Origin of the sequence: Pseudomonas sp. NPDC089407 (assembly GCF_044900445.1) — a bacterium.
Lineage (GTDB): Bacteria > Pseudomonadota > Gammaproteobacteria > Pseudomonadales > Pseudomonadaceae > Aquipseudomonas.
The window spans coordinates 128063-141328 of record NZ_JBJDNB010000005.1 but is presented as its reverse complement, the minus strand read 5'-3'; the positions used below and the strand labels follow the sequence as shown (position 1 = coordinate 141328).

14 protein-coding genes and 1 pseudogene are annotated in these 13266 nt (G+C 56.8%); 9 read left to right on the top strand and 6 right to left on the bottom strand.

What is annotated here, in order from left to right; all coding sequences use genetic code 11:
- The first annotated feature begins 24 nt into the window (after positions 1-24).
- From guaB to ACI2KG_RS06215, 7 genes and pseudogenes are all read left to right on the top strand, one after another.
- Positions 25-1494, top strand: coding sequence for an IMP dehydrogenase (gene guaB, locus ACI2KG_RS06245; protein ID WP_392523648.1), 1470 nt, complete (start codon positions 25-27; stop codon positions 1492-1494).
- 77 nt (positions 1495-1571) lie between these two features.
- A complete protein-coding gene (gene guaA / locus ACI2KG_RS06240; RefSeq protein ID WP_404661235.1) occupies positions 1572-3149 on the top strand; it encodes a glutamine-hydrolyzing GMP synthase in 1578 nt (525 codons plus the stop codon).
- A gap of 306 nt (positions 3150-3455) precedes the next feature.
- Positions 3456-4570 (top strand): annotated as a pseudogene (locus ACI2KG_RS06235) (tyrosine-type recombinase/integrase).
- Between the two features lie 282 nt (positions 4571-4852).
- Positions 4853-5083 carry a helix-turn-helix transcriptional regulator gene (locus ACI2KG_RS06230; protein WP_404661279.1) on the top strand — a complete coding sequence of 77 codons (231 nt, stop codon included), beginning with the start codon at positions 4853-4855 and terminating at the stop codon, positions 5081-5083.
- A gap of 3 nt (positions 5084-5086) precedes the next feature.
- Positions 5087-5965, top strand: a complete 879-nt coding sequence (locus tag ACI2KG_RS06225; RefSeq protein ID WP_404661234.1) for a helicase RepA family protein — start codon at positions 5087-5089, stop codon at positions 5963-5965.
- Positions 5952-6704, top strand: coding sequence for an ABC transporter ATPase (locus tag ACI2KG_RS06220; protein WP_392484001.1), 753 nt, complete (start codon positions 5952-5954; stop codon positions 6702-6704). The genes ACI2KG_RS06225 and ACI2KG_RS06220 overlap by 14 nt, the downstream gene beginning before the upstream one ends.
- A gap of 273 nt (positions 6705-6977) precedes the next feature.
- Positions 6978-7427, top strand: coding sequence for a GNAT family N-acetyltransferase (locus ACI2KG_RS06215; protein WP_085616738.1), 450 nt, complete (start codon positions 6978-6980; stop codon positions 7425-7427).
- A gap of 301 nt (positions 7428-7728) precedes the next feature.
- Here ACI2KG_RS06215 and ACI2KG_RS06210 read toward each other — a convergent pair whose 3' ends face one another.
- The 6 genes from ACI2KG_RS06210 to ACI2KG_RS06185 all read right to left on the bottom strand — a co-directional run bounded on the left by ACI2KG_RS06210 (position 7729) and on the right by ACI2KG_RS06185 (position 11331).
- Complete coding sequence (locus tag ACI2KG_RS06210; protein ID WP_392484000.1) at positions 7729-8049, bottom strand: hypothetical protein; 321 nt, start codon at positions 8047-8049, stop codon at positions 7729-7731.
- Between the two features lie 2 nt (positions 8050-8051).
- Positions 8052-9638 (bottom strand): P-type conjugative transfer protein TrbL, encoded by a 1587-nt coding sequence (gene trbL, locus ACI2KG_RS06205; RefSeq protein ID WP_392483999.1) that lies wholly within the window; start codon positions 9636-9638, stop codon positions 8052-8054.
- Positions 9639-9640: 2 nt separating this feature from the next.
- Positions 9641-9829, bottom strand: coding sequence for a hypothetical protein (locus tag ACI2KG_RS06200; protein WP_404661233.1), 189 nt, complete (start codon positions 9827-9829; stop codon positions 9641-9643).
- Between the two features lie 2 nt (positions 9830-9831).
- On the bottom strand, positions 9832-10629 hold the full coding sequence (gene trbJ, locus ACI2KG_RS06195; protein WP_404661232.1) for a P-type conjugative transfer protein TrbJ: 798 nt from the start codon (positions 10627-10629) through the stop codon (positions 9832-9834).
- Between the two features lie 265 nt (positions 10630-10894).
- Positions 10895-11119, bottom strand: a complete 225-nt coding sequence (locus ACI2KG_RS06190) for a hypothetical protein (RefSeq protein ID WP_331843999.1) — start codon at positions 11117-11119, stop codon at positions 10895-10897.
- A 2-nt stretch (positions 11120-11121) separates the two neighbouring features.
- Positions 11122-11331, bottom strand: a complete 210-nt coding sequence (locus ACI2KG_RS06185; protein WP_331844000.1) for a TraC family protein — start codon at positions 11329-11331, stop codon at positions 11122-11124.
- 705 nt (positions 11332-12036) lie between these two features.
- Here ACI2KG_RS06185 and ACI2KG_RS06180 point away from each other — a divergent pair.
- Entirely contained in the window at positions 12037-12231 is a 195-nt protein-coding gene (locus tag ACI2KG_RS06180) for a hypothetical protein (protein WP_331844001.1), read from the top strand.
- Positions 12228-13265, top strand: coding sequence for a PIN domain-containing protein (locus ACI2KG_RS06175; protein WP_392483997.1), 1038 nt, complete (start codon positions 12228-12230; stop codon positions 13263-13265). Before ACI2KG_RS06180 ends, ACI2KG_RS06175 begins: the two co-directional genes overlap by 4 nt.
- The last annotated feature ends 1 nt before the right edge of the window (position 13266 follow it).

The window sequence follows — 13266 nt, the reverse complement described above, 5'->3', positions numbered from 1 at the left end:
TTTTCCCGCCCGGGAGCCCCCGCGATGCTGCGTATCAGCCAAGAAGCCCTGACCTTCGACGATATCCTCCTTGTACCTGGCTACTCCGAGGTACTGCCCAATGAAGTCAGTCTCAAGACCCGTTTGACTCGTGGCATCGAGCTGAACATTCCGCTGGTTTCCGCTGCCATGGATACCGTGACCGAAGCGCGTCTGGCCATTGCAATGGCCCAGGAAGGCGGTATCGGCATCATCCACAAGAACATGACCATCGAACAGCAGGCCGGCGAAGTCCGCAAGGTCAAGAAGTTCGAGGCTGGCGTGGTCAAGGACCCGATCACCATCGACGCCGACGCCACCGTGCGCGACCTGTTCGAGCTGACCCGCCTTAACAACATTTCCGGCGTTCCGGTGCTGGCGAACGGCGACCTGGTCGGCATCGTCACCTCCCGTGACGTGCGCTTCGAAAACCGCCTGGACGCCAAGGTCCGTGACGTGATGACGCCAAAAGAGCGCCTGGTCACTGTCCGCGAAGGCGCCGACAAGAACGAAGTGCGCGAGCTGCTGCACAAGCACCGTCTGGAAAAAGTCCTGATCGTTGACGACAAGTTCAGCCTCAAGGGCATGATGACCGTCAAGGATATCGAAAAGGCCAAGGCCTACCCGCTGGCCAGCAAGGACGACCAAGGCCGTCTGCGCGTCGGCGCTGCCGTCGGCACCGGCAAGGACACCGGCGAGCGCGTTGCTGCCCTGGTGGCTGCCGGTGTTGACGTGGTGGTGGTCGACACTGCCCACGGTCACTCCAAAGGCGTGATCGACCGCGTGCGCTGGGTAAAAGAAACCTACCCGCAAGTGCAGGTAATCGGCGGCAACATCGCCACCGGCGCCGCCGCCAAAGCACTGGCCGAAGCGGGCGCGGACGCAGTCAAGGTCGGTATCGGCCCGGGCTCGATCTGCACCACCCGTATCGTTGCCGGTGTCGGCGTGCCGCAAATCAGCGCCATTGCCAACGTTGCTGCAGCACTGGAAGGCACTGGCGTGCCACTGATCGCCGACGGCGGCATCCGCTTCTCCGGTGACCTGTCCAAGGCCATCGTTGCCGGTGCTTCCTGCGTGATGATGGGTTCGATGTTCGCCGGTACCGAAGAGGCCCCGGGCGAAGTCGAGCTGTTCCAGGGTCGTTCCTACAAGGCCTACCGCGGCATGGGCTCGCTGGGTGCCATGGCACAGGCGCAAGGCTCGTCCGACCGTTACTTCCAGGATTCCTCGGCCGGCGCCGAGAAGCTGGTACCGGAAGGCATCGAAGGCCGTGTTCCTTACAAGGGCGCCCTGGCCGCGATCATCCACCAGCTGATGGGCGGCCTGCGTTCGTCCATGGGCTACACCGGCAGCGCAACCATCGAAGAGATGCGCACCAAGCCGGAATTCGTGCGCATCACCGGTGCCGGCATGGCCGAGTCCCACGTGCATGACGTGCAGATCACCAAAGAAGCCCCTAATTACCGCGTAGGCTAAGGCTTCAAGCAATAACCGAACGGGGCTGTCACGAACAGCCCCGCGTCGTTTCCGATTTCCACTGACGAGATTGAGTCATGGCCCTCGACATTCACGCTCACCGTATCCTGATCCTCGATTTCGGTTCCCAGTACACCCAGCTGATCGCCCGCCGCGTGCGCGAAATCGGCGTGTACTGCGAACTGCACCCGTTCGACATGGACGACGAAGCGATCCGCGAATTCAACCCGCGCGGCATCATCCTCGCTGGCGGCCCCGAGTCGGTCCACGAAGCCAACAGCCCGCGCGCACCGCAGGCCGTGTTCGACCTGAACGTACCGCTGCTGGGCATTTGCTACGGCATGCAGACCATGGCCGAGCAACTGGGCGGCAAGGTCGCAGGTTCCGACCTGCGTGAGTTCGGTTATGCCCGCGTGGACGTGGTCGGCAAAAGCCGCCTGCTCGACGGCATCGAAGACCACGTAGACGACGACGGTGTACTGGGCCTGGACGTGTGGATGAGCCACGGCGACAAGGTTACCCAGATGCCGGGCGACTTCCACGTACTGGCCAGCACCCCAAGCTGCCCGATCGCCGGCATGTTCGACGATACCCGCGGCTACTACGGCGTGCAGTTCCACCCGGAAGTGACCCACACCAAGCAGGGCGGTCGCATCCTGTCCCGCTTCGTGCAGGACATCTGCGGCTGTGAAGCCCTGTGGACCCCGTCCAACATCGTTGAAGACGCCATCGCCCAGGTGCGTGAGCAGGTTGGCTCGGCCAACGTCCTGCTGGGCCTGTCCGGCGGCGTCGACAGCTCGGTGGTTGCTGCGCTGCTGCACCGCGCCATTGGCGACCAGCTGACCTGCGTATTCGTCGACAACGGCCTGCTGCGCCTGCACGAAGGTGACCAGGTGATGGCCATGTTCAAAGAGAACATGGGCGTCAAAGTGATCCGCGCCGACGCTGAAAAGCAGTTCCTCGACAACCTGGAAGGCGAAGCCGACCCGGAGAAGAAGCGCAAGATCATCGGCCGCACCTTCATCGACATCTTCGATGCCGAAGCCAGCAAGCTGGACAACATCCAGTTCCTTGCCCAGGGCACCATCTACCCGGACGTGATCGAGTCCGCTGGCGCCAAAAGCGGCAAGGCCCACGTGATCAAGTCGCACCACAACGTCGGCGGCCTGCCAGAGGAAATGAACCTCAAGCTGGTCGAGCCACTGCGTGAACTGTTCAAGGACGAAGTGCGCAAGATCGGCCTGGAGCTGGGCCTGCCGTACGACATGGTCTACCGCCACCCGTTCCCGGGCCCGGGCCTGGGCGTGCGCATCCTGGGTGAAGTGAAGAAGGAATACGCCGACATCCTGCGTCGCGCCGACCACATCTTCATCGAAGAACTGCGCAAGGCTGACTGGTACCACAAGACCAGCCAGGCCTTCGTGGTGTTCCAGCCGGTCAAGTCGGTTGGCGTTGTTGGCGACGGCCGTCGCTACGCCTGGGTCGTGGCCTTGCGTGCCGTCGAGACCGTAGACTTCATGACCGCGCGTTGGGCACACCTGCCGTACGAGCTGCTGGAAACCGTCAGCGGCCGTATCATCAACGAAATCGACGGTATCTCGCGCGTTACCTACGACGTGTCGAGCAAGCCGCCGGCTACCATCGAGTGGGAATGATCCTGCGTCCGGCACTGCCCGGCACGATCTAGCAAAAAATGCCCTGAAGCCCGCGTAATTGCGGGCTTTTGGCTTTTGGGGTCTGGCAAATTCGGGTAGCGTTCTGCATCGCCAAGCACGGTGTATGTGTGGCATGGTACGGGGTATTGACTGCATCTAATGCCATGCATGACGCTCAATACCATGTCCTTTGCCTCAGTGTTGGCATGGTATCGAGTTGGTCTAAAGGCCCGGTTTTACTGGGGAAAGACCCATTTTTCCGCGCTTTTCAGAACATGGTATTTTTTCAAGGAAATAGTGGAAGCCATGCTCACCGATACCAAGCTTCGAAATCTCAAGCCCCAGGGCAAGCTCTACAAGGTGATTGACCGTGACGGCTTGTACGTGGCCGTCACCCCAGCCGGCTCAATCTCCTTTCGCTACAACTACTCCATCAACGGCCGGCAGGAGACCATCACCTTCGGTCGTTACGGTTTAGGGGGGATCACTCTGGCAGAGGCTCGCGAGCGGCTAGGGGAGGCGAAGAAGATGGTCGCCGCTGGCAAGTCTCCAGCTAAGGAAAAAGCGCGTGCGAAGGCGCGCACGAAGGGTGCTGAGACTTTTGACGCTTGGGCTGAAAAATGGCTGCGCGGTTACCAGATGGCGGACTCGACGCGAGACATGCGTCGATCAGTCTACGAGCGTGAATTGAAGCCGAAATTTGGCAATCAGAAGCTGGTAGAAATCACCCATGAGGATCTGCGTGCGCTGACGGATGCCATAGTGGAGCGGGGTGCCCCTGCAACCGCCGTCCACTCACGGGAGATCGTGCTGCAACTCTCCCGTTGGGCCATTGAGCGTGGCCAGAAGGTTGAAAACCCGGCAGATCTGGTACGGCCTGCCAGCATCGCGAAATTTGAGCCACGTGACCGTGCGTTGACGCCTGATGAAATTGCGCTGATGTACCAGTACATGGACAGAACAATTTCAGCGAGGCGCTGTGGACGATCCCCAAAGAGCGGATGAAGCGTCGTAACCCTCATTTGGTGTTTCTGTCCCAGCAGGCATTGGATTTCTTCATCGCGTTGAAAACCTTGGCTGGAGGTTCAGACTACGTTCTGCCGTCACGCTACGACTCCGATTTACCAATGAGTGCGGCCACGATCAACCAAGTACTGACGCTCACTTATCGCCTTGCGCAAAAGGAAGGGGTGCCATTAGGCAAATTCGGTCCCCACGATCTGCGACGCACGGCCAGCACGCTGCTGCATGAGGCGGGCTACAACTCCGACTGGATCGAGAAGTGTCTTGCGCACGAGCAGAAGGGTGTGCGAGCCGTCTACAACAAGGCCGAGTACCGGGATCAGCGCCGAGCGATGCTCCAAGACTGGGCGGATATGATCGACGAGTGGACCGCCAAAAAGACCAGACTCAAAGGGTGATTCGAGGCTTCTCAGCTGACGTTACTGCGCCATAGTCCCACTTCGGTGGGATTTTTTTTGTCCGAAAACACATGAGTTTCGGGAAAAACCAAATGAGGAAACCTAGCGTAAATCTACTTCAACAAAATCAGCTATTTATGTCGCCCGGACTGTCCGTAAAGCGATAAGTTAATGGACGCTAACTTGTTGAAAATGCTGAAAAATACCTCTGTTTTTGCTGGAAAATACCGGAATCGTGGGGCAATACTTGGGCCTTGGATGATGACGGAAGGGATATTCCTTGTGGAAAAAGAATCGCAAAAAACGAGCAAGGTCTTGATCAGCAAGAAGCAACTGCTGGCAATGATCCCGCTGTGTGAGCGCACGATTTACAACTTCGAGAAGCAAGGGAAATTCCCGCAGCGCATCGCGGTGAGTAGTCGCAAGGTTGTGTGGGATTTGGCCGAGGTGGAGGCGTGGATTGATACATGCAAGCTTTCCGGCTCGGCCCCTCGCCCCGGAATGGGGGCCTGAACTGTGGCGATTGATTTGCGGGCTGCGTTCGAGAACGAACCGCCCACTCTAGACTTTATTTGGCCGGGCTTCCTCGCTGGAACGGTAGGCGCATTGGTGGCGCCGGGAGCTACAGGAAAGAGCTTTTGGGCGCTGGAGGCCGCAATGGCCATCGCGTGCAGCGTTGCCGGTGGTGATCTAGTCGGGCTCGGTCCCGCATGCGCTGGCCGCGTGGTGTATTTTGCTGGAGAAGACCCAGAAGTCGCACTGGTCCGCCGAATCCATGCCATCGGCCAGCACCTGAATCAGCAGGCACGTGAAGCCATCGCGGAGAACCTGATCATCCAGCCCATCATGGGCAAACGGATGAACGTGATGGATGACCAGCATCTTGCCCGCGTTATCGAATTCTGCGCCGGTGCCCGCTTGATCGTACTGGATACTCTAAGCCGGATTCACGATAGGGACGAGAACAGCAACGGCGATATGGCACGACTTGTCGCTACGCTGGAGTGCGCCGCGACGAGCACTGGGGCATCCGTCCTGTACTTGCATCACGTCAGCAAGGGGAGTGCCCGTGAGGGGCAGACTGACCAGCAGCAGGCGGCGCGGGGCGCCTCCGCCCTGATCGACAACGCCCGTTGGTGCGGCTTCGTCGCCAAAATGACAGAGGAACAGGCCAAGACCCTCAGCGACCGTGCCTATGATCGACAGCCGATCGGCAATGACCGAAGGAGCTTGTTTGTCCGCTTCGGTGTCAGCAAACAGAACTACGATGTCACCCCAGTCGACCAATGGTACAAGCGCCATGACGGCGGTGTCCTTGTGCCAGTGGAACTGCTGGAGACGAAGAAGGGAGGAGCTCTGCACATCGTCAATGGAGGCGACGATGAGCGGTGGTAATGCGGTGACCCCCACCAGTACAAGCGCGCAGGCGCGCGTGATGCTCTATCAACCTAGCCAGCGCCCTCGATTACGGGAAAGTGACTGGGCCGATACGTCATTCGGTCGCTGCCGTGTGACAGGCAGACTAGGCCAGAGACACGCCGATATAGTCGAAGCGATCTTGTATTGCGCGGAGCGGCGACGCGATGTTTCTGATGGCGGTGTAGAGCTTCTGGTTGACCCCGCTCGGGTGAGAAAAACACTGTCTGACAGTCGCTACAGCTTTACACAGATCGAAAAGCTTTTGACCGAACTGCGAGCCGCGACGATCACAATCGAAACGCCACAATTCGATTTCCCAATAATCGGCGGATTGATCGATCACGTTATCCCTTCTCCGATGACGCGGCTTGATCCGCTGACAAGGGGAGAGCGATATCTGTGGAGGGTGCGGCTTGGCGTAGCACTAGTGATGCTACTTGAGCATGATTTGAGTTTGTACTACGACCCGGCACCCATTGCCCGCCTCCAGCATGGCATCAGCCAAGCGGTTGCGCGGCACGTTTTGAGCCACAAGTTCGAGCCGTCAGGTGGTTGGTATCTTGACACCGTCATCGTGGCTGTCGCCGGTGCGGTGCAGAGTAAGGCGATGCGCGATGCGCGGTACAGGTTGAGGGAAGACGCCGCCGAATTGAAAGCGTTAGGCCTGCTTCTGGACGGCGTGAGGGTAAAGAAAAAAGGTACTGGTGAAGCTTGAAGCGTCGTATACCCGCCCGATAGCGTTGCACATCCGCCCGAGAGCGTCGCACACCCGCCCGAAACGTCGCACACCCGCTCGGAGTTGGCAGGATATTCAGGATATTCAGTTCTGCGCGGCGCAGCCCGCGCTTAGGCGCGGTCCGGCCTTGCTACTCGGCCTGCGGCCGTTGGGCACCAAAAGAAAGGGCGGTTCCGTCGAACACACACCACTTCGAGCACCTGGGACATTGCGCTGGGCTAATCTGTACCCCTTTAGGATTGAGGTCTCAGCATGGAATGTCACGTTCGTCCTGCCACGAGCAGAGATGCAGCAGCGATTAGTCATGTAGTTCTAGCTGCCCTGCGTGAGTCAAACTCACAAGACTACCCGCCTGATGTGATCGCTCAGGTTGAGCAAAGCTTTTCTCCTGAATCCATCACCACACAACTTGCTAAGCGCAGGGTTTTCGTCGCCTTGCTGGGCGAAAACATTATTGGTACTGCCGGTCTCGACGGTGACGTGGTCAGAAGTGTTTTCGTTGACCCGGCTCACCAAAAAGGCGGTATCGGTAGGCATTTGATGGATGTCATTCATGCAACTGCTGCCAGCGCTGGAATTGGAGTTGTACGTGTGCCGTCGTCGATTACAGCTGAAAAGTTTTATGCCACGTTGGGCTATCAGAAAATCCGCGACGAGTTTCATGGGGCTGAACGCACCATCGTTATGGAAAAACGGCTCTAGGATTAGTCCAGGCTGCTTACCCTACTGATGCGGCAACAAAGTAGTGATCCCACTTGCCCGCTTGTGAAGGACCGATAGAGTCGCTGAGAACGCAGCTCAGGGCCTTTAAGGGGGAGTATCAGGCTGTTCAAAGTCCGTGCGTATTACTAATCATGAAGCCCCGAACTGTAAACGGCCGTTGTCCGTGTTCATGATGAAAGTGCTCCCGCGATCCTCCAGGACTCCTTATGAGGCAGAAGAGGCTAGATGCAGAAAATTAATCCCCGCACTGAGGCGGGGTGTTTGGGAGGCTGGCCAGCGATCAGCGATTGCCGGGGTTTTCTCGCTTCTGTGCTTCCTGCGCAGCCTGGATGGCAATCATCACTTGATGGCTCAGAGCAGCGCTATTCTTGCTTCCCAGCAGAGGTAGACGACTCAAGGTCCGCGTTCCCGCAAACATGCGATAGGAGGCCGACAGAGCAAGCGGCCTGACCCGAAGCTGTAAGGCCGTGAATAAGCGATTCAAATTATCCAGCTGCGCCCCGTAGCCCTTGCTACGCAGCCACCGGCCGAGCGCCCACATACCGATGGCCAAGGTCGAGGCGAGTACTACGAATCCAGCGAACATCAGAATGTCATTCATGGTTATTTCTCCTGTTGGTCGTTGCTCGAGGTCATGCTCGAAGCGTCGACGCGACCGGGATTGGTGCTGGTGTTGGCATCAGGTCGGATGACGTTTGACTCCGCGCCTACCGTTTCCACGGGCGGTTCTGCGCTTGTGGTCGATCTGGCTTCGCCGAGAGCTGATGTTGGAACACCAGCACCAAGAGACGCTGAGTGCGCATTCTCCATGCCGGGCACTGACAGCGAGGCGATCACGCCGAGTGCTTTTGCTCCACCATTGGCCGCTTGGGATAGTGCGCTGCCGGAGCTGACAGCTCCACTTTTTGGTGTCGCTTTTTGATCATTGTCACCGCCGCTCTGCGCGGCCTTCCCGGCCTGCTTAGCGGCCTGTTGGACGCCGTTGCTGGGTGTAGCCGATGGGGAAGCTACACCACCGCCAGTCTTTGCACCTGCGGAGCTTGCCCCCTTGGTCGCTGCGCCGCCGCCAGTGCTGGCCCCCACGCCGGAGGACGTAGCGCCACTTACAGACGAAGCGGCACCACCGGCGGAGGTTGCACCGGCAAAGCTGGAGTTGATAGCTCCTGCCAGACCGCCGTTGCTGATGCCACCGGCACCCGCTGCACCGGCAGCACCACTGCTGCCAGCAGCGCCGAGAGCACCGGCTGCGGCAGGAGCGGCCGCCCCGGCGGTGGCGATGGTTGCGATTGCCGCCGCTGCGCCGGCAGCACCAGCCGCCGCCATACCACCGATGGCTGATCCACCACCCATCGAGGTGCCACTTATCATGCCGCCGATGAGGTCAGGAATGGTCTTTGTCAGATAGCAGCACACCAAGGCCAGACCAACCATCGTCATCAACGAGGCTTCGTCATTGGTGTAGGCGGCCAACCACTGCTTGGCCGACTGAACGATCAGGCCGACGATCAGCGTTAAGACGAACAGCTTGGCTCCGATTGCGACGGTGAAGCGCATTGGGGCGATTGCAAAATCACGCGTCCATTGTGACCCGCCAAAGCCAAAGAACAGCACCGAAGCATTGATGATGACGTAAGACTCTACGAGCGTTACGAACATGAATGCAGCGATGAAGGCGAAACACGCCAACACAAGGATTGCGCAAACTGCGATCAGAAGTCCTTTGGCCGGAGAAAACACTGATATGCCCTTCACCATGGTGCGGCCAAAATCCAGTGCGACCGCCAGCATATCGCCGGGTTCTAATGCGCGTCCGAGGCCGCTAGCGGATGCCGCAGCATCGCGGAAACTATCGACAATGGCAGATGACCACTCCACCGAGTACTTCATAACGGCAAGGAAGAAACCGACCACCAGGACGAAGCGCAGCAGCTCTCCGACAATCTCGCCGAAGTCGGCTTGCTTCATGACAAGAGGCATGAACGTCCAGATGAACTGAATCGAGGCCAACAGCCAGAATAATCTGATCGCGTAGTCATACAGCTTTCCTGACCACTGGTGCGACTGCTGTAAAACGAGGTCGAGTAGGCCTTGGACCGAAGTGTCAGCATGGGAAAGGTCGGTCGCGGCCATAGCATCTCCGCTCACGAATACACTCGCCAAGACGAGGAAGAACAGTAGGCGATGATCCATAGCTAGTACCCCTTAACGCCGCCGCGAGTGTTCGGGCGCGCTTCAAACGAGGCATCAGCATCGCGCTGTTGCTGTTGCTGCTCCGCCGCCGATGTACATTCGCTGTTGCGTTGAACCGCCACGGTGACCATAGAACCGATTAGTGCAGAGCCGGAGCAGATCAACGCGATGAGCCATTTCGAAATAGTCATTCTCAGTACCCCTTCACGCCGCCGCGTGTATTTTTGCGCGCTTCAAACTGCTGTTCGGTAGCTTCGCTGGCTGCTGCACGGTCACCCTGCTGAGCCAGATAGTTGCCCTGCATGTTGATTTGCGTAGCCACCAGATCGCGCAGCTTTTGCAACTGCTGTACGTTCTGTGAGGCTATTTCGTTGCCCGCCTGAAGTGCTTGCATCCGGCCCACAGCCGACTGTGAACGGGTCATCATGCGGTCAAGCTGCTCGCCCTCAGACTCAAAGGTGCTGGTATTGAGGTTCGCCGCTTTTAGCGCAGCTTTCACGTTGTCGCGGCCTTGCTCAGACCACGTCTGATAGCGATCTTGTGCCGGTGATTCAGCCGAGTTGGCAGCTTGATTCAGGTACGAATTGAAACCGGGGAAAGCCGTGTTGAACTGCGAATCCATGTTCTGGATTTGACGGCCCAACGCCTGCGAGCGGTCGTAGACGTTCATCACGTTTTTAAGATCGGCCGCGATACTGCCGAACATCGAATCAGGCAAGCCTGTGCCCTGCGTGATCATGCTTTGATACTGCTGCACCTGGGTTTGCAGTTGCTCGGCGGTGTTCAGAGCCGTGTTAACCGCCTCAGCGTACTCAAACATTTGCTGATAGAACGTGGAACAATTTGCGCAGTAGATGGCGTAAGCCGTGGCAGGTGCAACGGATAAGGTCCCGCCAACTAAGCTGGTTCCGACCATCGCAATGCTCAAAACCGCATGACGCCCGGCTTTGCGTACACGGGACGACGCTTTTATGAGTAATTCCCTTTTCATGCCGAATACCTCATTTCTAACCTTGGTGGCTCGATTATTTACCGATATTGGCCTGTTTAAAATATGCGGATAACTATGCTATCCGCATAAAGTTTTCGTGGTCTGTCCGTAAACTGTCCGGTATCTGGGCGAGAAATAATAACTATCGGTCTGATTTATAAGGCGTTAGTTGTGAGGAGGGGAGGGGTTAGGTTTGTCCGGTTTTATACGTTTTGCGGACACAAAAAAGTCCACCGGAGTGGACTTTTTAACGAGAGCGGCAGAGTCAATGTGCTGAATAATATGGATTCTGTGCTCGGTAGGGCGCACGCTCCGCCTTAGGTATGCGCAGCGCGTCGAGATGCCAGTCTTCGAGGGATAAAGCCAGCTCAGCCGCGATGCGCTGGGCTTCGGTAACATTTTCTGCAGCCCGGTTACTGGCTCGACCGAGGCAGGCTTGCAATTCATCGAGTCGACTGGCAAATGCGCTGATGCGGTGAGCTGTCTTCATGGTCAATTCCCCTTGCAGATCTTTTCCACTATGCGGTCGAATTCTTCCCGGACCTGATCGTCCGTAAGCTTCAGATTAACCAATCCTGACTTTATTGCAATTCTGCCGATTCTCTCAGCGGCCTCATTGTCGAGTTTTGCCAGTCGTGCTTTAGCGGTTTCCAGTTCGGAAATGGCGTCAGAACGGCGCTCAGCGAGAGTTTTGCGTGCCATTGATTGCTCCGATATTTCTGATGATTTTCTTCGGTTAAAGTGCGTAAGCCTATGAATGCTCTCATTCGAGGTGCGTAATTTTCAAGGTGCATGCTTTGCACATTAGCAGCGCTCGCCGCTAAACAGTCTGTATTGGTGCCAGAGGCTAGATAATTCAATTGACCTCGTTCACTGTGACGGCTTTATGCGATTCTGCGCGACTCTATGCGATTGAAACCATTTATTAATGCGACGCTATGCGGATGTATGCGAACCTACGCGATTAGACGAAATGCAAATGGCATCTCTGCTCCAGTTGCATAGAAGCGCATAGGAATAGACGGCAAGATGTGTGTTGTACGGGTACGGGCAAGCCCGTCCCCATCCAACACCGCCCCTTATTCACCTTCGGCTCAACGGCACCTTGCTCTGCGAGGCCCGCAGCCGCTGCCGCGTGTAAGAGCGGAAAGCAACAACAGGAGCACTAGCAATGTCAGAGGGCACCAAAGGAATGGCTCATCCTCGGCGGTGCAGAAGGCCGATATTGGTAACGGGCCCTCGGATCTAGCTGTAGAGCAGCAAGATGCGCAATTTGTGAGCTTGGGGCCATGATGTGTGAAAAATTTCTCTTTCAATGTATTTTGGAGCCTTGAAATCTGCTTTTCTAGCCGATCCTCAATACTGATCGGCCAGAACCGCACGATGCCGATGGAGGCCAGGCGTTAAATGAGAGACAAGGCACATGACGAAGTGATGGCTGCATATTTCCGGGACAACCCAGCTTACGGCCAAGCTTTGCTGGATGAACTCGGCAAAGACGGTGCTTGTGATGAAATAGCTGTGTTGTTCCGCCAATTAAGAGGTGTCCATGACGTTGACTCCTCTCTTACATGGATCGTTTGCGAGAAGGGCACTGAATGAGTCTTCATCTATTGATAGATACGTCGGTATGGCTTGACCTCACCAAGGACCATAGGCACCTTCCTTTGCTGGACGCACTTGTTGCAATGGTCGAAGCGGAAGAAGCGGTGCTCGTAATGCCTCAAATCATTCTTGAGGAATTTGAACGGAACCGAGATAGAGTGATGGCTGCGAGCCGAGCCAGCCTTTCCAGTCACTTTAAGCGGGTAAGAGAGGCAATTCTCCAATTCGCTCCCGAGGAAGGGCGGGATGCGACGTTGAGACAGCTCAATGAGGTTGATCACCGGGTAGCGACTGGCGGAGAAGCGGTAAATGAAGCGGTTGAGTTGATCGAAGGGCTTTTCGGCAAATGCAGGTCAATCCCAGTCAGCGACAAGATTAAAGTACGTGCGGCAGATCGAGCGATCTCAAAAATCGCCCCATTCCATCGGCAGATGAATGGAATTGGCGATGCGATCATCATCGAAACCTACATTGATGCCCTGTCTGCGCGTGAAGAAGGGGATGTGTTCGCATTCGTCACCCACAATATTCATGACTTCAGTCAAAAAGGGGCTGATACCCGTGTACCGCACCCTGATCTAGCATCCATTTTTGATGGCGCGACGTCCCGATATGAAACCAACCTTAGTATTTTACTTAGCGAATTTGCTAGCGAGCTGGTGGAAGAAACTAGATTTGAACGAGAGTATAGCCAGGATCCTCGACAACTTTCTGAATTGTTGGATGCTGAAAACAAGCTTACAACACAGGTCTGGTACAACAGGAAATGGGGAATCATTGCTCGCGTTGAAGACGGTGAAGATAAAATTGTATCGAGAGAAATTTGGGATGCGGCCAGTCCCGTGGAGCGGCGAGGCTTGCTCGTGGACTCAATCTGGGAGGGAATGATCGCCGCTATGAAGCGGGCTGAGGAGGACCTCGGGGAGGAAGAGCTTGGTCCTTGGACTGATTTTGAATGGGGAATGATCAACGGAAAGTTGTCGGCGATCCGTTGGGTTCTCGGTGACGAGTGGGATATGCTAGATACTTGAG

Coding starts and splice junctions, on each gene's coding strand:
- guaB (WP_392523648.1), top strand. CDS start 25: ATGCTGCGTATCAGCCAAGAAGCCCTGACCTTCGACGATATCCTCCTT.
- guaA (WP_404661235.1), top strand. CDS start 1,572: ATGGCCCTCGACATTCACGCTCACCGTATCCTGATCCTCGATTTCGGT.
- ACI2KG_RS06220 (WP_392484001.1), top strand. CDS start 5,952: ATGAGCGGTGGTAATGCGGTGACCCCCACCAGTACAAGCGCGCAGGCG.
- ACI2KG_RS06215 (WP_085616738.1), top strand. CDS start 6,978: ATGGAATGTCACGTTCGTCCTGCCACGAGCAGAGATGCAGCAGCGATT.
- ACI2KG_RS06210 (WP_392484000.1), bottom strand. CDS start 8,049: ATGAATGACATTCTGATGTTCGCTGGATTCGTAGTACTCGCCTCGACC.
- trbL (WP_392483999.1), bottom strand. CDS start 9,638: ATGGATCATCGCCTACTGTTCTTCCTCGTCTTGGCGAGTGTATTCGTG.
- ACI2KG_RS06200 (WP_404661233.1), bottom strand. CDS start 9,829: ATGACTATTTCGAAATGGCTCATCGCGTTGATCTGCTCCGGCTCTGCA.
- trbJ (WP_404661232.1), bottom strand. CDS start 10,629: ATGAAAAGGGAATTACTCATAAAAGCGTCGTCCCGTGTACGCAAAGCC.
- ACI2KG_RS06190 (WP_331843999.1), bottom strand. CDS start 11,119: ATGAAGACAGCTCACCGCATCAGCGCATTTGCCAGTCGACTCGATGAA.
- ACI2KG_RS06185 (WP_331844000.1), bottom strand. CDS start 11,331: ATGGCACGCAAAACTCTCGCTGAGCGCCGTTCTGACGCCATTTCCGAA.
- ACI2KG_RS06180 (WP_331844001.1), top strand. CDS start 12,037: ATGAGAGACAAGGCACATGACGAAGTGATGGCTGCATATTTCCGGGAC.
- ACI2KG_RS06175 (WP_392483997.1), top strand. CDS start 12,228: ATGAGTCTTCATCTATTGATAGATACGTCGGTATGGCTTGACCTCACC.